This window comes from Dyella sp., assembly GCF_035508675.1.
Lineage (GTDB): Bacteria > Pseudomonadota > Gammaproteobacteria > Xanthomonadales > Rhodanobacteraceae > Dyella_B.
In genome coordinates, this window is sequence record NZ_DATJMN010000160.1 from 1 (window position 1) to 20,747 (window position 20,747).

The 20,747-nt window shown below is 61.3% G+C and carries 21 protein-coding genes; 13 read left to right on the plus strand and 8 right to left on the minus strand.

The features are described 5' to 3' along the window. The 3 genes from VMA74_RS08765 to VMA74_RS08775 form a co-directional block, all read right to left on the minus strand. Window positions 1–775 (minus strand): FimD/PapC N-terminal domain-containing protein (locus VMA74_RS08765; protein WP_325366256.1); only part of this gene is annotated, 775 nt, incomplete at its 3' end. 76 nt (window positions 776–851) lie between these two features. Further along, window positions 852–1,598: a fimbria/pilus periplasmic chaperone gene (locus tag VMA74_RS08770; protein ID WP_325366257.1), complete on the minus strand. Its 747-nt coding sequence runs from the start codon at window positions 1,596–1,598 to the stop codon at window positions 852–854. A 66-nt stretch (window positions 1,599–1,664) separates the two neighbouring features. Further along, window positions 1,665–2,237 carry a fimbrial protein gene (locus tag VMA74_RS08775; protein WP_325366258.1) on the minus strand — a complete coding sequence of 191 codons (573 nt, stop codon included), beginning with the start codon at window positions 2,235–2,237 and terminating at the stop codon, window positions 1,665–1,667. Window positions 2,238–3,533: 1,296 nt separating this feature from the next. Between VMA74_RS08775 and VMA74_RS08780 the strand changes: the two genes are divergently transcribed. Next, complete coding sequence (locus VMA74_RS08780) at window positions 3,534–4,013, plus strand: DUF6491 family protein (RefSeq protein WP_325366259.1); 480 nt, start codon at window positions 3,534–3,536, stop codon at window positions 4,011–4,013. A gap of 176 nt (window positions 4,014–4,189) precedes the next feature. Here the strand turns inward: VMA74_RS08780 and VMA74_RS08785 are convergent, their stop codons facing one another. Beyond that, the gene (locus tag VMA74_RS08785; RefSeq protein ID WP_414649584.1) at window positions 4,190–4,954 is read right to left on the minus strand and encodes a ferritin-like domain-containing protein; all 765 of its coding nucleotides are present in this window, start codon (window positions 4,952–4,954) and stop codon (window positions 4,190–4,192) included. 290 nt (window positions 4,955–5,244) lie between these two features. Next, window positions 5,245–5,661 carry a universal stress protein gene (locus VMA74_RS08790; protein WP_325366261.1) on the minus strand — a complete coding sequence of 139 codons (417 nt, stop codon included), beginning with the start codon at window positions 5,659–5,661 and terminating at the stop codon, window positions 5,245–5,247. A gap of 219 nt (window positions 5,662–5,880) precedes the next feature. On the opposite strand from VMA74_RS08790, the gene VMA74_RS08795 reads away from it, so the two are divergent. From VMA74_RS08795 to VMA74_RS08825, 7 genes are all read left to right on the plus strand, one after another. After that, the gene (locus tag VMA74_RS08795) at window positions 5,881–6,342 is read left to right on the plus strand and encodes a hypothetical protein (RefSeq protein ID WP_325366262.1); all 462 of its coding nucleotides are present in this window, start codon (window positions 5,881–5,883) and stop codon (window positions 6,340–6,342) included. Window positions 6,343–6,444: 102 nt separating this feature from the next. Continuing rightward, window positions 6,445–6,996, plus strand: a complete 552-nt coding sequence (locus VMA74_RS08800) for a peroxiredoxin (RefSeq protein WP_325366263.1) — start codon at window positions 6,445–6,447, stop codon at window positions 6,994–6,996. After that, the gene (locus tag VMA74_RS08805) at window positions 6,996–7,526 is read left to right on the plus strand and encodes a hypothetical protein (RefSeq protein ID WP_325366264.1); all 531 of its coding nucleotides are present in this window, start codon (window positions 6,996–6,998) and stop codon (window positions 7,524–7,526) included. Before VMA74_RS08800 ends, VMA74_RS08805 begins: the two co-directional genes overlap by 1 nt. A gap of 80 nt (window positions 7,527–7,606) precedes the next feature. Beyond that, window positions 7,607–8,359, plus strand: coding sequence for a DUF2884 family protein (locus VMA74_RS08810; protein ID WP_325366265.1), 753 nt, complete (start codon window positions 7,607–7,609; stop codon window positions 8,357–8,359). A gap of 111 nt (window positions 8,360–8,470) precedes the next feature. Continuing rightward, window positions 8,471–8,914 carry a PA2169 family four-helix-bundle protein gene (locus VMA74_RS08815; RefSeq protein ID WP_325366266.1) on the plus strand — a complete coding sequence of 148 codons (444 nt, stop codon included), beginning with the start codon at window positions 8,471–8,473 and terminating at the stop codon, window positions 8,912–8,914. A 14-nt stretch (window positions 8,915–8,928) separates the two neighbouring features. Beyond that, complete coding sequence (locus VMA74_RS08820; protein WP_325366267.1) at window positions 8,929–9,507, plus strand: DUF924 family protein; 579 nt, start codon at window positions 8,929–8,931, stop codon at window positions 9,505–9,507. Window positions 9,508–9,526: 19 nt separating this feature from the next. Then, window positions 9,527–9,850, plus strand: a complete 324-nt coding sequence (locus VMA74_RS08825) for a hypothetical protein (RefSeq protein ID WP_325366268.1) — start codon at window positions 9,527–9,529, stop codon at window positions 9,848–9,850. Here the strand turns inward: VMA74_RS08825 and VMA74_RS08830 are convergent. Both VMA74_RS08830 and VMA74_RS08835 read right to left on the minus strand, forming a co-directional pair. Continuing rightward, entirely contained in the window at window positions 9,847–10,869 is a 1,023-nt protein-coding gene (locus tag VMA74_RS08830) for a 2-dehydropantoate 2-reductase (protein ID WP_325366269.1), read from the minus strand. The two genes, VMA74_RS08825 and VMA74_RS08830, sit on opposite strands and share 4 nt — an antisense overlap. Then, window positions 10,866–12,521, minus strand: a complete 1,656-nt coding sequence (locus VMA74_RS08835) for an FAD-binding dehydrogenase (protein ID WP_325366270.1) — start codon at window positions 12,519–12,521, stop codon at window positions 10,866–10,868. The genes VMA74_RS08830 and VMA74_RS08835 overlap by 4 nt, the downstream gene beginning before the upstream one ends. A 233-nt stretch (window positions 12,522–12,754) precedes the next feature. Between VMA74_RS08835 and VMA74_RS08840 the strand changes: the two genes are divergently transcribed. From VMA74_RS08840 to VMA74_RS08860, 5 genes are all read left to right on the plus strand, one after another. Continuing rightward, entirely contained in the window at window positions 12,755–13,546 is a 792-nt protein-coding gene (locus tag VMA74_RS08840) for a DUF2884 family protein (protein ID WP_325366271.1), read from the plus strand. Window positions 13,547–13,714: 168 nt separating this feature from the next. Next, complete coding sequence (locus VMA74_RS08845) at window positions 13,715–14,551, plus strand: mechanosensitive ion channel family protein (RefSeq protein ID WP_325366272.1); 837 nt, start codon at window positions 13,715–13,717, stop codon at window positions 14,549–14,551. Window positions 14,552–14,693: 142 nt separating this feature from the next. Continuing rightward, window positions 14,694–16,061, plus strand: coding sequence for a dihydrolipoyllysine-residue acetyltransferase (gene aceF, locus VMA74_RS08850; RefSeq protein WP_325366273.1), 1,368 nt, complete (start codon window positions 14,694–14,696; stop codon window positions 16,059–16,061). A 17-nt stretch (window positions 16,062–16,078) separates the two neighbouring features. Continuing rightward, on the plus strand, window positions 16,079–17,872 hold the full coding sequence (gene lpdA, locus VMA74_RS08855) for a dihydrolipoyl dehydrogenase (RefSeq protein ID WP_325366274.1): 1,794 nt from the start codon (window positions 16,079–16,081) through the stop codon (window positions 17,870–17,872). A gap of 145 nt (window positions 17,873–18,017) precedes the next feature. Continuing rightward, window positions 18,018–18,473, plus strand: coding sequence for a DUF3828 domain-containing protein (locus VMA74_RS08860; RefSeq protein WP_325366275.1), 456 nt, complete (start codon window positions 18,018–18,020; stop codon window positions 18,471–18,473). A 36-nt stretch (window positions 18,474–18,509) separates the two neighbouring features. On the opposite strand, the gene VMA74_RS08865 is transcribed toward VMA74_RS08860, so the two are convergent. After that, on the minus strand, window positions 18,510–20,681 hold the full coding sequence (locus tag VMA74_RS08865; protein WP_325366276.1) for an alpha-glucuronidase family glycosyl hydrolase: 2,172 nt from the start codon (window positions 20,679–20,681) through the stop codon (window positions 18,510–18,512). Window positions 20,682–20,747 lie beyond the last annotated feature (66 nt).

The window sequence follows — 20,747 nt, forward strand, 5'->3', positions numbered from 1 at the left end:
GGTAACGCTTCCCGCTGCCTTCATTCCAGTTGAGCGAACCCAGCGTATAAGCATGCCACGAACCCAATTTCATCGAGGCATTGAGGCCAACGTAGACATGCGTCTGGTCCTGTCCACGTGACATTGATCGGTACAGATTCGTGTTATAGCCCAGCACTGCCGCATTGATACCGGCATCCCACTGTGAGGGATCTACATAGCCACGCGCCGCCGCATTGATATAGATCTGCGGCACGAGCAACGACAGTTCTTGCCGGCCCACGTCGAACGACGCTGTGGCACCCGGCACATAGTCGCCCAAGAGACCGCAAAACTGACCGGCAGGCATTGCCTTGCGCGGCGGGTTTTCGGTGGTAGCAGCGACCTTTTTCAGATCGACGCCAAACTGCGTCAACGTGGCCGCGTCAAAGCAGGGTTGCGCACCCGTCAAGCCGGGGATATCGGCAAAGACCAAATCGGCACGAGCCCGCCATGCATTGTTGACGCGTACGTCGCTAAAGTAGGTGCCTGGCAGGGCGACATTACCTTTTTCGAAACGGGATAGATCGACCTTGGCGCTTGTGTCAGTCGAAAAGAAGCTGGAGTCGAAATTGACCGCTTCGGCGGGATCGGCCGTTGCTGTTGGTTCAATCGCCACTGGATCGGCCTTGGCAGCCAGATCGGGCGCATAGGCAACCGAGGTCAATCCACTAAGAATCAGGGTTGGCAACAACGCACGCTGCCATAGAAGTGGCGCTAAATGCTGTCCCTGCATCATTATCATCCTGGCCGACATGCATATTCTCCTGGCGCGGCACCGCTCCAGATGCCTCAAGCAATCCAGATACGAGCGCTAATAAATGGAATGATGGTTATGGACTTAACGGTTTTTCGTGCGCGGCGATCGCGCCATAGTCGTTGATAGTGTCGAACGTTGCCTTCGCACCCTCGCCAGGAGCGTCCGTCAGCTTTGTGATCTGGAAAGTCGATGTCGCAGCAGGAGCCACCATGCCACCCTGTTCGAGGTAGCGCCGCTCACCGACCTTGAGACCTACATGCGCAAAGTTGACGTAATAAGGCGTTGGATTGCTCACCTGCAACGCGATCCCCTTGCCGTCAGCGCCCGGTACAAGCTTCCATGTCATCTGATCAAAGGCAGCGGATGCGGTGCCCGGTAAAGCCGCTGGTCGAAAGATCAATTTGATCTGGGTGAGAAAAGCGAATTCCAGAAGAGCGCGTCCTTCGCTAGCCTTGGCTTTGGGTGGCACTTCGAGTACGTTGAAGGAAAATAACGTTTCCTTGTCCGTCGGCAAGGGCTCCCCGGTGTATCGCACGCGAATGGCCTGTCCCTTACCGGGGTCCACGCGAAAAATGGGCGGCGTAAGCATAAAGGGCGCCTTGGCTTTCTCCGGCGTCACATCGTCATGCTCTCGCCCTATCCATGCCTGCACCAGCACTGGCTTGGTGCCACTATTTGAAAGCTGCACCACGACTTCCTTGGATTCTGAAGGGTAAATGACGCGTGTCCCGCTTATAATGATGCTTGCTACGCTATCGCCAGAAGAAAAGCAGGCTAATAAAAAAATGATCGGCAACGCTTGGCGCCATAGATTAATCATGGATCATCTCAGGAAATTTTTAGGCGTCGGCGGCGAGATCGCCGCCGACAAAGTGCAGCCGCATCGTCAGTTGTAGACAACGTGGTAGACAATAGAAGTTTCAATAAGGCCTGGGGTGACATCACCAAGGCTGTGGTATTGCGCTGCGTAGTCCAATATACCAATATGATTCGCCATGGTCACTGACTGCTTGCCGCTCTCTTCATTGCGTAGGTCGATGGGCGTTCCGTCTTTCTTGAGTAGCTGAATTTCCACATTGGTAGATTCGTCGCTAAGCATATTAGACAGGTTTCCGGTAAGCCCGTTTACTGTTCTACCTGGCTTGAAGGACATGTAGAGTACTTTTCCGTCAGCACAGTGGCCGCCATCTTCTCCTGTGATAACGATGTTGAAATCATGGCGTTTAAGAGATATGCCTGGGGTCAGGTCCGAGTCTTTTACGGGATCCAATTCAACGGTAAAGTTATCTGTTCCATTATCCGTTCCGGCACCGCCTTCAATCTTGCACGTATGGTCGGTGACTATGCCCGTAAAACTGATGGTTCCGCCACCAACAGTGGTGGCGTTAGCCGTGCTTGCGACTGCAAGGCAGCTGATAAAGGCGAACGAAAATACAGTCTTGGTCTTGATGCGTTTCATTTAAACTCCTTGAAGGGCCTACTAGTGAAAATTGCCAATATGGTGGCTTTTAAAAGCGCCATGCCATTACAGGCAAATAAATATTGTAAGAAGTATTTTTAAAGGTTCCCATGATGGCTGGTTTATTACGCCTTTATGGCGTTGCCTATAAGGTATTGACGACTATTTTTAAAAAATAGTGAAATGAAAATACGTAAGGCGTTCATTGCTCTTAAAAAACTTCAGCTTATCGGGAGCATCCTGTTAGCGGGGCCGAAAGCAGGGCGCTTTTCAGGAGATGCGTTGTTCAAGGTGGGGATTCACATCAGGGTGGCATCCGAGGGACCTGGGGGTGGCTCAGTGCTTCTTGGCAGGCCCTCCAGGTCACGAGTTGGACATCGGGCGATGAGGGCGCGCGAGGACGGCATATCGAATACGACACCACGATGATCTTGCTGTCGGTGCATGTGCTTTGTGCTCAGCCGCTTATAGCGATGAAGCGCGGTTTCGCGTCGGCAATATCCCCTGCGGTAACCAAGGCACTGACTCGCGCCAGATCGGCCATTGTCATGAAGTCGCTGGGGCAACCGTAGCTGGTCGACCTTTCGCTGATGGCATGAGTGATATCTTTTGTTCGGCCGTTGATGCTCGCCGGATGAGTTCGTTGCGCTGTATGCGTTGGCTATGGCGATACTCAGGGCGAGCGCGTTCATGGAAGTGAGATCAATATGCTTCATGGCGAGAAATCCTTGTCGTGTCTTGTCCCGATCATTGGCGGTTGTCGGGCGGTGGTCGTCTACCGCGCAACATCACTTACGACGGATGTTGCTGCTTGAAGGGCTATTCGCTGTAAGGGTTATCGCTTGAGTCGATGATTTATCCCGTAATGTTCGCGCTCGGCGAGCGACATTCCGTTCCCCATGCGAGTCCCTTGCTTCGTTTCTTCCGGTTTTTCTGATCTGCTATGCAAGTTCGTGAAGAACGCGAAAGTCATCAAGCTCTAGCAACGCGGAGGAAAGAGTGCACTTGGAGGCAGTGCAATTGGCGTTACATATTTATCTACCCTGCTTCATCGTCAATGTGGCAAAGCGGGCGATCTACGACGGCACTGATAGAATGTCTTTTGTCCGGAAGTTGATGTGGCGAGCCATGATCTTGCGGTCATGCGTTGGTTTTTTCGGCGACCTGCATAGAGAGAGTTGCGCCCGGGTGTAGATCGTTCCAAGCTAAGGGCGGCTGACTAAAACACGCGCTACTCGTGCATCGCAGATACGCTTGCGCGTTATGGCGCTTATCCCGATCGAGGAGGCAGGTGTCATGTCGCGGTTTTGCATGCTGGCTCTCGTATGTCTTGGCATGTTGCTGGCGGGTTGCGAATCGGTGCCGTACGCGCAGCGCCTGCAGCAGCGCCAGCGGGCGTATAACGCCGCGGCCGGTGCGCCGGTACGCAGTTTCCGTTTGATCATGGGTGCGCAGATCTACTCGTGGGAGCCGCTCAGCGATACGCAGCTGGTGGTCTATACGCTGCCCAGCCGGGCCTATCTGCTCGACGTGTGGCCGTGCAACAACCTTACCTTCACCAATTTCATCGGCCTGACCAGCTTCGCCAGTGAGGTGCAGACCGGTTTCGACAAGGTGCTGACCGGACGGCCGTACATTCCTTGCGTGATCAAGCAGATTCGCCCGGTCGACCTGGCGCGGTTCAAGCTGGAGAAAGATGGCCCGCGCCACATGGATAGCGTGCCGCGCGAGCGTGGCGGCTCCGCGCCTGCGCTGCCGGCAGCAGTGCGTAGATAGGTGCTCCGGACTCAGGCAGAGTCGGAGCGAGGCTGCGCCTGTCAGGAAGCTTGTGTAGGCTTGTGTAGGTTGGCAGTGAGGCGTAGCCGAACCCCAACGTCGCTTTCCGCATGGCAATGTTGGGGTTCGGCTACGCCTCACCACCAACGCAGCGGCGTAGGCGGTTTAAGCTGGCTTCACTGTCGCAGGAACAGGCGCTCGCTGATACGTGCCAGCGGTTTTTCCAGTGCCTGTTGCAGTCGCGGGGGGAGAGCCAGTGGCTTGAGCAGCATCTTCACCGTCATCTCCGCGGGGATATGGCGCCGCAGGAGCGACTGCGCGGGCCCGGTCACTTTCTGGAACTGCGCCTGGTCGTCCTTGTATTGCGGATAGCACTGGTTGAAGACATGGCGCAGGGCGATGTCGCTGTCCTCGTTGCGGATCTCGTTGACGCGCCGGAGGATCGCGCGGAACACCTTGTAGCGGCCCAGCCGTTCCTGCTCGCGGTAGCGCTGGAAGTGCTGGTAGAAGTGCTTGTAGTGGCGTACTTCGTCGCTCTTGATGTGACTGGTGAGCTGCTTGAGTACGGGCTCGTCAACGATATCGTTCAAGGCGCGGTACAGGCTGGCAGTGCCGGTCTCCACCACGCAGCGTGCGGCCAGTTCCAGGCCGCGGGAGCTTTCCAGCTGCTCGTTGGTGCACAACGCACCGTAGTCTTTCCAGAACGCCTGGAAGCCGGCATCCCAGTCGAACTCCGGCCACACATGGCGCACATAGGCGGCAAGGGCGCGGCCATGCTGCAGTTCCTCGTGCTCCCAGTGCTCGCGCAGCCAGGCCTGCAGTTCCAGGTCACCGTCGAAATGTTCAATCAGGTTGCTGGTGTAGAGATCCGAGCCGCTTTCCACGAACGATGCACTGCACAGCAGCAGGAACAGATGTTCGTTGTGGCGCACGCGCGCCATGTCGATCTCGGAAAAATTCAGACTTTCCAGAGTCCAGGGCAGGACAGCGCTGTAGTCCACGTGGTGGTTCCTGTACAAAATAAAGGCCTTCGATCTGTGACAGATCGGGGACAACAGCATAAATGGTGAACGCTGGACCGGATTAATGCCAGCTTTGTGGGTGGGGCTAGGCGCGGGAATCGGGAATCGGGAATCGTCAAGCGGAAATCGTAAGAGGCAAGACCGGGCAAGCTTGCGGGCGACCACCTCCTTTAGCTATTCCCGATTGACGACTCCCGTCAGCATCACCCTCACCGCACCACGGTAACAGGTACGTGGGCGCCGGCCAGCACGTCCCCCGACACCGAGCCCAACAGCCAGCGGCCGAGCGCACCGCGGTCGGTATGGCCGATCACGATGTGATCGATGGGATGCTGCCGGACCTGGTTGAGCAGCGCGTCACCCGGACTGCCGTGGGTGATTTCCAGGTCCACCAGCGCATCGGTGTCCGGGTCGAGCGCGCGTAGCTCCTGCAGCGTTTCGCGGGTTCGTTCGGTGGCCGAGTCGGTCATCATCAGCGCGCAGGCATCGGCCCCGCCCTGTGTGACCTGCAGCACCGATACGACCCGTACCCGGCCCTTGCAGGCGCGCGCCAGCTCCATCGCGAAGCGGAAAGCCCGTTGCGAGGTTTCCGAACTGTCGTAACCGACCAACGAATACTTGGGCATGTGTGCTCCGTGTCAAAAAGCGCACGACGCCAGTCTGCGCGACGCGCTGTTAGTTAAGCATCAAGTGTGAAGAAACAACAGCAGCCGTCCTGCACGCTCGCCTCACGACAGCCTTCGGACACTGAACGGCGCCGGTCGTTCTTGGCGATCTATTCAGTTTTTCGATTCCACACTCTCACCATGGCATGGCTGATCCATGCCCGTGTCAAGGAGACCTCTATGAGCAAGCGTACCTTTGGATTGACTGCTGCCGTGCTGCTTTGTGCCGGTGCCCTGACGGGCCTTCCCACCACGTCGGCCCAGGCGGCCAAAGCCCCGGTGAAATGCCATTTGACCTATAGCCTGTCCGGTTGGTCGGCGATCTATCAGCATGCCGAAGGGCGTGGCGATATCCGCTGTGACAACGGTGAATCGGCCAGGGTCAGCATCAACATGCATGGTGGTGGACTGACCGCAGGCAAATTCCACGTCAGCGGCCATGGCGACATCAGCAATGTCTACAGCATCAAGGACGTCTACGGCAGCTACGCCCAAGCCGGCGCTTCCGCCGGCGTGGTCCGCAGCGGTACCGCCCAGGTGCTGACCAAGGGCACTACTTCCATCGCTTTGTCGGGTACCGGTGAGGGTGTCAATCTTGGTGTGGCCGTCGACAAGTTCGATATCGAGCCCATCCATCGCTAAGTCCGGATGAAACCCGGCACACGAAAGGCGCCGAAGGGCGCCTTTCGCTTATGGATGCGGCGCGTATACTCCGCCCATACCGTTGTCGTGGGAGACGTGCTGATGCGCCGTTGGTTGACCTTGCTTGCAATGATCGGCCTGCTGGGCTCGTCGTCGATTCCAACATTGGCCGGCACCGTTCAACAGGGCAATCCGCAAGTCGGGCAGGTAGCGCCGGCATTTCGCCTGCAGGATCAGAACGGCCACTGGCGCAGCCCCGCCGATTACCACGGGCACTGGCTGGTGGTGTATTTCTATCCGAAAGATTTCGCGCCCGGTTGCACCACCGACATTTGCAGCTTCCGCGACGAAGTCGCCAAGTTGCGCCAGGCCGGTGCGGACGTGGTCGGTGTAAGCCCGGACAACACCAAGTCACATGCCGAATTCGCGACGAAGTATCACGTTCCCTTTCCGCTGCTGTCCGACACCAACCATCAAATCGCGGTCGAATATGGTGTACTGACCTCGGCGGTCGGTTTGCATTTTGCCAAGCGCACGACGTTCCTGATCGATCCGACCGGCAAGATCGCCAAGATCTACCGCAACGTCGATCCGAAGGGCCACGCTGCGCGAGTCCTGAGCGATCTCACCACGATGAAGAAGGCCGCGGCCTGATGCTGATCTCCCGTTTCGACTTGGACCTGCGCAGAAACAAACCTGGTTTCGCGTGGTGGCGCATGCTGACCTGGATCATCCTGCTGGTGGCAGGCTTTCTCGGTTCGCAATACATGCGCCACGCCCAGCAGATGTGGGCAGCGTTGCAGAGCCTGCCGGCGGGTGACACGGAAAGCGCGGCAAAGCTGCATGACATGCTGAAGTGGGACATCGGCTATTTCATCGCGGCGTTCGTGGTGATCGTCGCCACGGCCGGCTGCATCCTGCGCCAGGCATGGGCGCGTTCGGTGCTGCGTATCGTTGCCCTGGTGCTGTGCGTATGGCTCGCTTATCGCGGGGTACTGCTGTGGCACCAGTGGCAGGCGCTGGCGCAGGTCCACGATGCCGCCATCCAGCAGCAGTTGGATAGGTTCAAGCGTCCGCTGCTGATCGCATTGGGGTTGCAGGCGGTCTCGGTGCCTGCGCTGCTGTGGCTGGCGTGGCAGTTGGGGCAGCCTGCCGTGCGCCTGCAATTCCGGCCGCGTTCGTAGCCCCCGTAGACCCCAATTCAGCCGCAGTTATCCCTCTGCGCTTTATCGCTGTCGGGCCTTGTTCGACGGAGATGTCTGCCATGCGCTTCAACCGCCTGCTTGCTGCAGGCATGCTCGTGCTCGCTGCCGGCAACCTGCATGCGCAAGACCTGTCCCAGGTCTGCCACGCCACCAGCAGTTACGATCTCAGCTTGCGGCAAGGCCAGCTTGTCTTCGATCGCACCCAACCCGCGCCGACAAGCGTGGTGATCGCCGCCGGCAGCTTGCAGACGAATGGTCGGCAGGTGCCGCTCAACGCCGAAGACCAGGATCGCCTGACCCTCTTTCAGCGCGAACTGCTCGCCCTGGTGCCACGGGTGAAAACCGTCATCAACCGTGGCATCGATGTGGCCGTGCAAACGGTGCAGCAGGAGGCCGACGGGCTCAGCCTTGACGCCGCGACCCGGGCCGAGCTGCAACGGCGCCTGGCTGCCGATGCGGCGAACCTGCATCAGCGCGTGGCCGCCAGCCAGAGTACGCACGACTGGCACGGCGATGCTGCCGAGCAATACGCCAACCAGATCGCCAGCGACATCGCGCCCTTGATAGCCTCGGCCATGGGGCAGCAGGCCGTCAGCGCCGCGATGAGCGGCGATCTGCAACAGGCCGCCACCTTGCGCGACCAGGCTGCCGATCTCACCACCGGGTTCCAGGCCCGCTTGCAGCGGCGCTTGCAGGTGCTGCGTCCGGATATCCAGGCGCTTTGCCCGGACATCCAGCGCTTGGCCGAACTGCAGCAAGGCATTCGCGCGAGCAATGGACGTCCACTCGACTTGGTGCAGATCGGGCAATGAAACGCCAGCTGAGCGAAAGCCTGCTATGACAGATGGATTTATCCGCGGCTAAGTGCTTGTCCTGCAACATGGTTGCCATCCCAGATTCGCGTGCAGACAGGAGGCGACCCGGTGTCGCTGGCGGTTCAACAGCTATGCAATGGCCTGATTCGCCGCAGCATCGAGCTGCGCGCGCTTTATCGCCATGCCGCCTCCCAGGTGAGCGAACCCGGGCTGCGTACCGTGCTGGATGAAGAAGCGCAGTCACTGGGCCTGGTCATCACCGAATTGCAGCAACAGATCCGCAGCCACGAAGGCATTCCCGCCACGCGGCGGCGCATGCTGGGCGCCGTGCGCCATCGCTTCGACGCCCTCGTGCCGCGCAGCGACGACGCCTGGATCCGCCTGCTCGCCCGCCATGAGCAAAGCCTGCTGCGCTCGTTCGAGCGAGTCATTGCCCGCGTGGGGACCAGCGACCCAGCCATGAAGGACGAACTTCACCGCCAACTGCCGCGCCTGCATTCCATCGATCTGGATATGCACAGCATGGCCAAGGCCCTGGGCGTCGGACATTAGGGGCCACCCTGGCTATGCCGCACGAGGCGCTGGCGGTACTTGCCTTCTGGTTCGACGCAAACCACCGCGACGCATGGTTTGCGTCCGATCCAGCGTTCGATGCGGCCATCCGCACGCGCTTTGCCGGCACGGTGCAACAGGCGGCACAAGGCAAGCTTGAGAAGTGGGCAGATACGCCCTCGGGATGGTTGGCGCTGCTGATCGTGCTGGATCAGTTTCCGCGTAATCTTTATCGCCACAATGCACGTGCATGGTCGCAAGACCTTCATGCACAACAATTGGCACTGTGGGGCATCAAGGAAGGTTTCGACGGGCAGTTGCCACCCATCCAGCGTGTTTTCGCTTACATGCCACTCGAACATGCCGAAGACATCGCGCTCCAGCAGCGCAGCGTCGCCGCGTTCGAAGCCTTATGTCAAAGCCCGCCGGCAGAGCAGCGCCAGCTGTACACCGGCTATCTCGACTATGCTCGCCGGCACGCCGCGGTGATTGCGCGGTTCGGTCGTTTTCCGCATCGCAACGCGTTACTTGACCGAGCGAGCACGCCGGAAGAACTGGTTTATATGGCCGAGCCCGGCGCCGGTTTTGGATAATCAACGACAGGGAGCCGTTATGCGCCGTTATCTTTTGCTTGCCTTGCTGGCCGCCAGCTTCAGCGCCAACGCCTTGCAAAGCATTCGCGTGGGCAGCCAGGTGCTGGTGGTGAGCGACAGCGCTGCGCGCGTCAAGGCAATGTTGGGCGAGCCTTCCGTGCGTGCGAAGGCATTCTCCTCAAGCAAGGGCAAAAAAAACCACGCCAGGCAGGCGTCGTCCGCAAAAAACAAAGGCAGTGCAAAAGGCAACGGCGAGCAGTGGCAATATGAGCGCGAGGGCCGCATCACCACCTTCACCTTAGTGGGCGGCAAGATCGCACACATCGAGGATGTGGCGCGTTAGGCCACGCTCCCGGCATCGCGCAGCGCTTTCAATAGCGCGTGGCCTTCCCAGCGCACATGCGATTGCTCCGCTTCCCGCATCAACGCCACGATGTGCGCATTCATCCGCGCCCGCATGCCCTTCGATTTCGCCAGCGTCACAATCTCGCCATTGAAGTAATCCACTTCCGTGCGTCGGCCGGCCTGCAAGTCGTCCCACATGGAGGAACGTGCCAATGGATCGATGGCCAGCATGCGCGCGGCGATACGATGGAACAGCGCATCGGGCAAGGACAGCACCCGTGGCAGCCAGTGCATCGGCAGCGCAGTGAGCTGGGCGGGGCGAATCCCCGCCGCCTGCAACACCTGCAAGCCTTCGCGTTGCAATAACGCCAGGCATTGCCGCCACGGGCGCTGGGCCAGTTCTTCGCGCAGCGGCAAGCCGCTCAGCGCATTCAGCGGATTGTTGAGGTTGATCAGCAGCTTCGCCCACAGCACCGCCTGCATGTCATCGTGCTGCTGCAAGCGAAGGCCGCTGGCGTCGAACGCAGCGAGTAGCGATGGCGCGAGCGCCTTCGAACGCTCCACCACCAAGGTGCCGGATGATGCCTGATGGAAGTGCGCAGGTTCCGGCTGGGTAACGTTGAACGGGACCATGCCCGCCAGCACCTGGCAGCTGGGCAGTGCCGCGCGCAAGTCCGCGGTATTGCGCAAGCCATTCTGAAAGCTGATCACCAAGGTGCCGGGTGCCAGCACATCGGCCAGTTCGTGCGCGGCCTGCATGGTTGATGCTGATTTCACGGTCACCAGCACCACGGTGGCGTCCCGCGCAGCGTCAGGCTGCGTCGCGATGTCGAGCGCCGCCGCCGGGATGTACTGACGGTAGCCATGCAGATCGCTGACGGTCAGCCCGTGTTCGTTCAAGCTGCTTGCGATAGGCGGACGGGCGATCAAGCGCACGCGCGCATGCGCATGCAGCCGGCCGCCCAGATAATTGCCGACCATGCCGGCGCCGTAGATGGCAATGCGTGGCGGCGTCATGCGACGGCAGCCGCGGCGGCGCGTCCGGCGATGCGGCCCGAAAATAAGCAGCCGCCGAGAAAGCTGCCTTCCAAGGCACGATAGCCGTGCAGGCCACCGCCACCGAAGCCGGCCGCTTCGCCGGCTGCATAAAGGCCACGCAACGGCTGGCCGTCCTGTCCCAGCACCCGCGCATGCAGATCGGTTTCCAGGCCGCCCAGCGTCTTGCGCGTAAGAATGTGCAAGCGCACCGCAATCAATGGCCCATTGGCCGGGTCGAGCATGCGATGCGGCTTGGCCACGCGCACCAGGCGGTCGCCGCGATAGCGGCGCGCATTGTGGATCGCCATGACCTGGCCGTCTTTTGCGAAGGGATGCTCGAACTGCCGATCGCGCGCCTCGATCTGTTCGCGCAGCCGGGCGACGTCCAGCAGCTGGCTGCCGGCGAGTTCATTCATGCCGATGACCAGCTCGTCCAGCGTGTCGCGCACGATGAAATCGCGGCCATGCCGCTTGAAGGCTTCCACCGGCGCCGGTGCCTGCTTGCCGACGGCGCGCCTGGCCACCTGCCGCCAGCTCTTGCCGGTCAGATCGGGATTCTGTTCGGAACCGGACAGCGCGAATTCGCGGCGGATGATTTGCTGGTCGAGCACGAACCAGCTGTAGTCGAAACCGGTGCGGCGCAGGTGTTCCAGCGTGCCCATGGTGTCGAAGCCGGGCCACAGCGGACCGGGCAGGCGATCGCCGCGCGCGTCGAACCACAGCGAGGAGGGACCGGGCAGGATGCGTATCGCGTGCATGGGCCAGATCGGGTCCCAGTTTTCGATGCCTTCCACGTAATGCCACATGCGATCGCGATTAATCAGCCGCGCACCGGCCGCTTCGCTGATGCCCAGCATGCGTCCGTCGACGTGCGCAGGCACGCCGCACAGCATGTGCAAGGGCGGTGGCCCTAGGCGTTCCGGCCAGTTCCTGCGCACCAGTTCGTGATTGCCGCCGATGCCGCCGGAAGCGACGATCACCGTCTGCGCGCGGAGCTGGAAATCGCCTATGACGTCGCGCGAACTCGGCTTGCCACGTGCCATGCCGTCGTCGGCGAGTCGCACGCCGTGCACGCCGACCACGTTGCCGTTCTCCACCAGCAGCCCGTCCACGCGGTGGCGGAAGGCAAAGTTCAGCAAGCCTTTTTTCTGCGCTTCGCGCGCGCGCCGCACGAATGGCTCCAACACGCCCGGCCCGGTACCCCAGGTGACATGAAAGCGCGGTACGGAATTGCCATGGCCGATCGCACCGTAACCGCCGCGCTCCGCCCAGCCCACCACCGGAAACCAGCGCATGCCCATCGCGTGCAGCCAGGCGCGTTTTTCGCCGGCGGCAAAATCGACATACGCCTCGGCCCACTTGCGCGGCCAATAGTCTTCCGGGCGATCGAAGGCGGCGCTGCCCATCCAGTCCGCCAGCGCCAGCGCAGGCGAATCGCGTACGCCCATTCGCCGTTGTTCCGGCGAATCCACCAAGAACAATCCACCGAACGACCAGAACGCCTGCCCACCCAGGCTCTGCTCCGGTTCCTGCTCGACGATCAGCACGCGCCGGCCGGCATCGGCCAGCTCGGTTGCTGCAACCAGTCCGGAGAGACCGGTCCCGACGATGATGACATCGGTGGATAGCATGGACAGGCCCCTGATTCGCAATCCAAGTGCCGAACTTATCGTGCTCCCGGGCATTTGCCTATGTGCGCTGCGCCAATCGTCATGGCGGCCGGCCATGACCGATGGCACGGAATGACGTACGGCGCATGCGTGCAGGTGGCTGCACGTTAAACCCTATGCGCATCGGCGTGCATCCAAGCACGCAACGGTTCATTGGCATGCATAGCGGGGAGGGATACATCATGCGTCGTCACATGCTTTCATTCGCAACCGTTCTCATGCTTGCTGCAGCCAGCGGCGTACAGGCCATGGATCGCCATGCGCATCATTTGTCGTGCTCCTTCGAAAGCGATTACAACCTGCAGGTGGAAGCGAACGGCATCGCGTTGACGCGCAGCGACAGTCACCCCGCCAATATCTTCATGCACGACGGCACGCTGCGCGTGGATGGCCGGAACATCACCGTCTCCGCGGCGGATGCCGGTCGCCTGCGTGATTACGAGCAACAAGTGCGCGAACTGGTGCCCGCGGTGACGGCTATCGCACGTGATGGCGTGGACATCGGCTATTCCGCGCTGACCACCGTAGTCGCCACGCTGTCCGAAAGCGGCGACGAGCGTGCGCGCCTGCTGAGCGAATTGCGCGATCGGCGTGGCGAAGCTTTGCAGCATATCGACGGTACGCTCGGCCACGGCATATGGAAAGCCGGCGATGACGACGAATGGTTCGGCGACAACTTGCAGAAAACCGTCGGCGACCTGGTAAGTAACATCACCGCAGACGTAGTGAAAGACGCACTCAGCGGGGATTCGAGCCGGCTGGCGGCGCTGCAGGCCCGCACCGATGCGCTGGACGCCACGCTCGACAAGGCCGTGCAGGAGCCGGCCGAAAAACTCGGCCAGCGCGCTCAAGCGTTGTGCCCCCATCTCAGCCACTTGCAACAACTGCAGCAGCAATTCCAGTTCCGCCTGCCCGATGGCGAACGCCTGCAGTTGATCCAGTTGAACATGGATCGTACCGACAAGGCGAGTTACGCCCAACGCTAGTCATCTAGCAACCCCCAGCCGTGCTTCCCAGGCACGCGACAGTCACGCGCCCGGTTCCCCAGCCGGGCTTTTTTTTCGGTATTTTTTTGAGAGTCATCGATGCACCGGTTGCGATGCATGGAGCATGGCCGGCTGCTAGGCTTTGCAGCGATCTGCCAAGGATTGCCCATGTTCGAGCGTCTTCTAAGCGTTTCCCGCGACGACCTGCTTGCCTTCTTCACCCGGCACGGGCCGGCCTTGCTCGGCGCGCTGCTGGTGCTGCTGATTGGCAACTGGTTTGCCAGGCGGCTGGCCAATTTCATGCAGCGGGCGATGAACCGCGCCGCCATCGACCCGACCCTCAGCGGCTTCATGCGCAATCTGCTGTACGGCGTGCTGATCGCCGTATTGATCGTGATCGCCTTGCAGACCGCGGGCGTGCCCAGTGCCCCCTTGCTGGCCGCGCTGGGTGCGGGTGGTCTCGCCATCGGCCTGGCCTTGCAAGGTTCGCTGAGCAACCTGGCCTGGGGCGTGTTGCTGATCGTATTCCGCCCTTTCAGGGTCGGCGATTACATCCAGGCCGGTGGCGCCGAGGGGACGGTGGAGGGCATCAACCTGATGCATACCCAGCTGGTGCTGGCGGACAACCGCGAGGCGGTCGTGCCCAACGCCAAGATCGGCGCCGACGCCATCATCAACTTCAGCCGGCGCGGCACGCGTCGCTTCGAGCTGCACGTGGGCATTGGCTACCACGAGGACATCGGCAAGGCACTGGCGATCGTGCAAGGTTTGTACGCGGCCGATCCGCGCATCCTGAAAAGCCCGGCACCCACGGCCTGGACCGAAAGCCTGGCGGACAGTGCCGTGCATCTGCTGTTGCGCGCCCACACCAGCACGGATGATTTCTGGCCGGCGCAGACGGATCTATTGCGCGCGGTGAAGGAAAGCTTTGAGGCCGAAGGCATCAGCATTCCCTTTCCCCAGCGCGAGATTCATATCGTCACCGGCCAGCCGTCAATTAAATAGGACAAATACGCCGCATACGTATGCGCATGGCCGGTTCCGGCGCATTCGGCATGTCCTGAACGGGTGCCGGTTGCTATGATGAACGTCTTGTGGCCACCTCCGCCTTCCCCCGCGTGGCCGCTTCGTTCCCGCAGGAGAAATCATGGCCGACCTTAAAGAAGCCCGCGTCCCAGATATCGGCGGTCACAGCGATGTGCCCGTGATCGAGGTGATGATCAAGCCCGGCGACACGGTAGAGAAAGATCAAAGCCTCATCACCCTGGAGTCGGACAAGGCCACGATGGAAGTGCCCGCGCCCTTCGCTGGCGTGGTGAAGGAAGTGAAAGTGAAGCTGGGCGACGAGGTGTCCGAAGGCGCCCTGATCGCCATCATCGAAGCCAGCGGCGCTGCTGCGCCGGCTCCGGCCAAAGTGGAAGAACCCGCCGCGAGGGCCCCCGCGCCTGCACCGGCACCCGCGCCGGCCCCTGCACCCCAAGTGAAAGAAGAACCCGCCCCGCTCGGCGGCCGCAGCGTGCTGCCGGGCAATGCACCGGAAGGCGACGTGGCGCCGCAGGCCCGCCCGCCATTCGATGCCAAGCTGGTGATGCCGGGCGATGCGCCGTACGCCACGCCGGCCATCCGCGCCTTTGCGCGCGAATTGGGCGTCGACATCCGCCAGGTGAAAGGCAGCGGCCGCAGCGGCCGTATCGTGCGCGAAGACGTCGCCGCGTACGTCAAGCATGCGCTGGCATCCGGTGCGCGCCCGGTGGAAGGCGGCACGGTGGCGGCCGGCGGCGGTCTCAACCTGCTGCCGTGGCCGAAGGTCGACTTCGCCAAGTTCGGCGCGGTGGAAGAGAAGCCGCTCACCCGCATCCAGAAGATTTCCGGCCAGAACCTCGCCCGCAACTGGGCGATGATCCCGCACGTCACCCAGCATGAAGACGCCGACATCACCGAACTGGAAGCCTTCCGCAAGAAGCTCGGCGAAGAGAACAAGGATCTGAAGATCACCCCGCTGGTGTTCCAGATCAAGGCAGTGGTCGCGGCGCTGAAGAAATTCCCGCAGTTCAACGCCTCGCTGGATGCGGCGGGCGAGAAGCTCATCCTCAAGAAGTACTTCCACATCGGCATTGCGGTGGATACGCCCGATGGCCTGGTGGTGCCGGTGATCCGCGATTGCGACAAGAAGGGCCTGCTGGACCTGGCGGTCGAACTTGGCGAGATCTCCAAGAAGGCGCGCGACAAGAAGCTCGGGCCGAACGACATGTCCGGCGGCTGCTTCTCGATTTCCTCGCTCGGCGGCATCGGCGGCACGGCGTTCACGCCGATCGTCAATGCGCCGGAAGTGGCGATCCTGGGCGTGTCCAAGGCGCAGACCAAGCCGGTGTGGAACGGCAAGGAATTCGCGCCGCGCCTGATCCTGCCGCTGTCGCTCAGCTACGACCACCGCGTCATCGACGGCGCCCTGGCCGCACGCTTCGCGTCCTTCCTCGCCACCCAGCTCGGCGACATCCGCCGCCTGCTGCTTTGACGGGGAGACTTTCGACCATGGCCAATACGATCGAACTGAAAGTCCCCGACATCGGCGGTCACGACAACGTGCCGGTGATCGAAGTGATGGTGAAAGCCGGCGACAGCGTGGCGAAGGAACAAAGCCTGATCACGCTGGAGTCGGACAAGGCGACGATGGAGATTCCCGCCAGCGCTGCCGGCGTCATCAAGGAAATGAAGTTGAAGGTGGGTGATGAGGTTTCGGAAGGTGCCGTCATCGCCATTCTTGAAGTGGCCAGCGAGGCGGAAGCGCCGAAGGCTGCGGCACCAGCGCCCGTCGCTGCGCCAGCTCCCGCGCCCGCGCCTGCCGCAGCCCCCGTTGCTACCAAGCCCGCCGCGGCGCCCGCTCCGCAAGCAGCCGGCAGCACCGGCCGCAAGGCCGACATCGAGTGCAAACTCGTCGTGCTCGGCTCCGGCCCTGGGGGCTATACCGCCGCCTTCCGCGCCGCCGACCTCGGCGTCGACACCGTGCTGGTGGAACGCTATGCCACGCTTGGCGGCGTATGCCTCAACGTCGGCTGCATTCCGTCCAAGGCGCTGCTGCATGCCGCGGCCGTGATCGACGAAGCGGAGGCGATGGCCGCGCACGGCGTGAGCTTCGGCAAGCCCAAGCTCGACCTCGACAAGCTGCGCGGCTTCAAGAACAAGGTGGTCGGCCAGCTCACCGGCGGCCTCGCCGGCATGGCCAAGCAGCGCAAGGTGCGCACCGTGCAGGGCGTGGGCACGTTTGTGTCGCCGAACGAGATGGAAATCGACACCGCCGAAGGCAAGAAGCTACTGCGTTTCGAATACGCCATCATCGCTGCCGGTTCGCAGGCGGTGCGCCTGCCTGCGTTCCCGTGGGATGACGAGCGCATCATGGATTCCACCGGTGCGCTGGAACTGAAAGACGTTCCCGGCAAGCTGCTGGTGGTCGGCGGCGGCATCATCGGTCTGGAAATGGCGACGGTGTATGCCGCGCTCGGCAGCGAAGTGACCGTCGTCGAATTCATGGACCAGCTCATCCCGGGTTCGGATGCCGACCTGATCAAGCCGCTCGCCAAGCGTTTGAACAGCAGGCTCAAGGGCGTGCACCTCAAGACCAAGGTGGTGGAAGCCAAGGCCACCAAGAAAGGCATCGAGGTCAGCTACGAAGGCGAAAGCATGCCGGCCACCACCGTGTTCGATCGCGTGCTGGTCGCTGTGGGCCGCTCGGCAAACGGCAACAAGATCGGTGCCGACAAGGCCGGCGTGGCGGTGACGGAACGCGGCTTCATCAACGTCGACACGCAGATGCGCACCAACGTGCCGCACATCTTCGCCATCGGCGACCTGGTCGGCCAGCCGATGCTGGCGCACAAGGCCACGCACGAAGCGAAGGTAGCCGCCGAAGTCGTTGCCGGCATGAAGAGTCACTTCGATGCACGCGTGATTCCCTCCGTGGCCTACACCGATCCGGAAATCGCCTGGGTCGGCGTCACCGAGCGCGAAGCGAAGGAAAAGGGCCTGAAGATCGGCGTGGGCAAATTCCCGTGGGTGGCCAGCGGCCGCGCCATCGGCATCGAACGCACCGAAGGCTTCACCAAGCTGCTGTTCGACGAGGAAACCCATCGCGTGGTCGGCGGCGCCATCGTCGGCCCGCACGCCGGCGATCTCATTTCGGAAATTGCGCTGGCCATCGAGATGGGCGCCGAAGCGGCGGACATCGGTTTGACCATTCATCCGCATCCGACGTTGAGTGAGTCGGTGGGCATGGCGGCCGAGGTGTACGAAGGCACCATTACCGACTTGTACATACCGAAGAAGAAGTGATTTTTGTCTCATAAAAAGGCCCGGAGCGATCCGGGCCTTTTTGTTTGTGTCCAACCGACAATTGCACAATGGAAGCTATTCAGGGTCTTCGCATTGGAACGCGAAGCCTTCCTATGTCATTTATCGCCACTACTGAGGTGAAAAAATGCCCCGGTTTGCCGCTCCCCTTATCGCCATGTTGCTGCTTGGTTTCGGCTTGTTGCCTCCGCGATTGCATGCGCAGCAAGTGCCTGTCTCGCCGGAAGCTACTGTAACGTCGTTCTATCAGTGGTTTTTCAAAAACGACAACGACAATACTTATCCGTTGCGTCAAAAGGATATTTACAACTACGTCTCCGCCAAGACCGTCGAGAGGCTGAAGGACCAATACAGTCACGCGGGGCCGCCGCACGGGGTCGACTATTTTCTCAAGGTGCAAGATTACGATCCGAAGGAATGGGCGACGCATATGGAGGTCCATTCCGCAATGAGGCTGGGAGACGTCGCAGTGGTCGCCGTTACCTTTGGCGCCAAGGATCAGACCAATGTGCTGGCGTTTCTGCGTAAGCAGGATGGTCGCTGGAAGATCACCAAGGTCGATGACACATGGGACTACGAGTAGTTGGCAGGGCGTAGGCTGGGATGAAATCCCAGCACGTCACCACGACGAAAACCCTGGCACGTACGGAAACGACAGCGATTGGTAATACTGCAGTGAGTGCTGCGGCGGTGCATAGCCTGGCGGCAGCGGCAAACCGGACACGCTCCGGAAATAGGCGATGCAGGCATCCCGCCACCATTGTGCTTCCTTCGCCTGGATGGCGAGGAAGGCGGCAACCTGGCGGTAGCGTTCTGCATCGATGTAGCCATCCAAACGGCGCCAGGTCGCCTGCATTTGCTTTACGTTTTCCACGCCGTGCGTGTAATGCGCCACCAGTTCGTACCATAGCGTTTGCCCGGAACGCATGCGGTAATTCCACGGCACGTGGTGGAAATAGAGCAGATAGCGCTCCGGCGTCTGCGTGATGTCGTTGAACTCGGCGGCAAGCGGTGGTGCGTATTGCGCAACGGCATCACTGCCGCTGCGGGTGCGATCGAAGCCGATACCGTGCGCATCGGCGCGGTGGTAATAGACCGGCCGCCAGTCCGCTTCCGTTTCGCTGGCATCCCACGGTGCGGGGCCGTAATGGTGGCCCGGCCCCATCAGATGCACCAGGCCAAGCGGTGTCATGTAATCCACGGCGGCCTCGCGCGAGCCCATCATCATGTCGACCACCGGTTTGACGAACGCGGCATCGTTGGTGAAGGTCATGCGCACCCAGTCTTCGGCGATGTTGCGCGAGGATTGCATGGGGTTCCACGCTAGCCGCCCGAACACGTACCAGTTGGCCTGGTTGAAATCCGAGCCGCACCAGTTGCGGTCGGTACCGATGTTGGCGTCACCGGCCATGCCCGTCAGGACGCGGCCATCGAGCGAACCGTCGATCACTTTGGCGACGGTGGAGCCTTTGCCGCGCGTCATCGTGTCAGCCGACAACACTTCCTCGAACAATGGCCCCAGATAAACCAGGTGGGTGGCGAAACCCAGGTATTCCTTGGTGATTTCGAACTCCATCATCAACGACGTCTTCGGCATGGCGCCGAAGAGCGGATGGAACGGCTCACGCGGCTGAAAGTCGATCGGGCCGTTCTTGACTTGCACCAGCACGTTGGCGCGAAAACGCCCATCGAGCGGCTTGAACGCGTCATACGCCTGCTTGGCGCGGTCTTCCGGATTTTTCTGCGAATAGACGAATGCGCGCCACATCACCACGCCGCCGTGCGGCGCGAGCGCATCGGCGAGCATATTGGCGCCCTCGGCATGCGTGCGGTGGTAGTCCTCCGGACCGGGCTGGCCTTCGGAATTGGCCTTGACCAGGAAGCCGCCGAAATCCGGGATGAGCTGGTAGATCTCATTCGCCTTGGCGCGCCACCAGGCTTGCACCTGCGGATCGAGTGGGTCGGCGGTCTTCAATCCGCCGATCTCGATCGGCGCGCTGAAGCGGATGCTCAGATAAACCTTGATGCCATACGGGCGAAAGACATCTGCCAGTGCGGCCACCTTGGGCAGATACGCCGGCGTAAGAATGGTGGCGCCAGCGTTGACGTTGTTGAGCACCGTGCCGTTGATGCCGATCGAGGCATTGGCGCGCGCATAATCGGTATAGCGCGGTGCGCGCCAATCCGGCAGCTTCCACCAGTCCCAGATCGACGCGCCTGCATAGCCGCGCTCGACCTGGCCGTTCAAGTAATCCCAGTGATCGAGCACGCGCAGTTTCACCCGCGGCGTTTCGCGCACGTCCAGATGCTCGACCGGCTGTGTGGTTTGCAGCAGGCGCAGGAAGTGGAAGGCGCCATAGAGCGCGCCGACATCCGTTTGGGCCGCGATGGCCGTTGCGGTATGCCCATTCACCGTAACGCTGCGTATCACGTAGCCTTCGTTCCCGATGTCTTGCATAGGCAGCCGCAGGCGCGCGATCAGCGCCGATGAGCGGGGCGTGCCGACGATGAGGGCGCCATCGTGGCTAACCTCATCGGACAACGGCAACGGCTGTCCAAGCAATCCATCCAGTCCGCGTTGCAATTCGCGACGCGTTGCGGCCTGGGTGGGCGTGGCAGCGCTGGCGACGAGTTCGGAAACGTCGCTGCGATAGTGTGCCGCCTGCGTGGCGGGCAGGGGGTGATAGCGCAGCCATAGTTCGTAGCCATCCTCCGCCCGCGACGGTGATGCGTACCCGATGGTCGCCAGCAGCAAGATAAGTGTCGTCCATGCGCGCATGCATGAGTTCATGGCATGTCCTCGAACAGGTCGCTTTGTGCCATGAAGCTATCCTGATCCACGAAGCCGGACAAACCG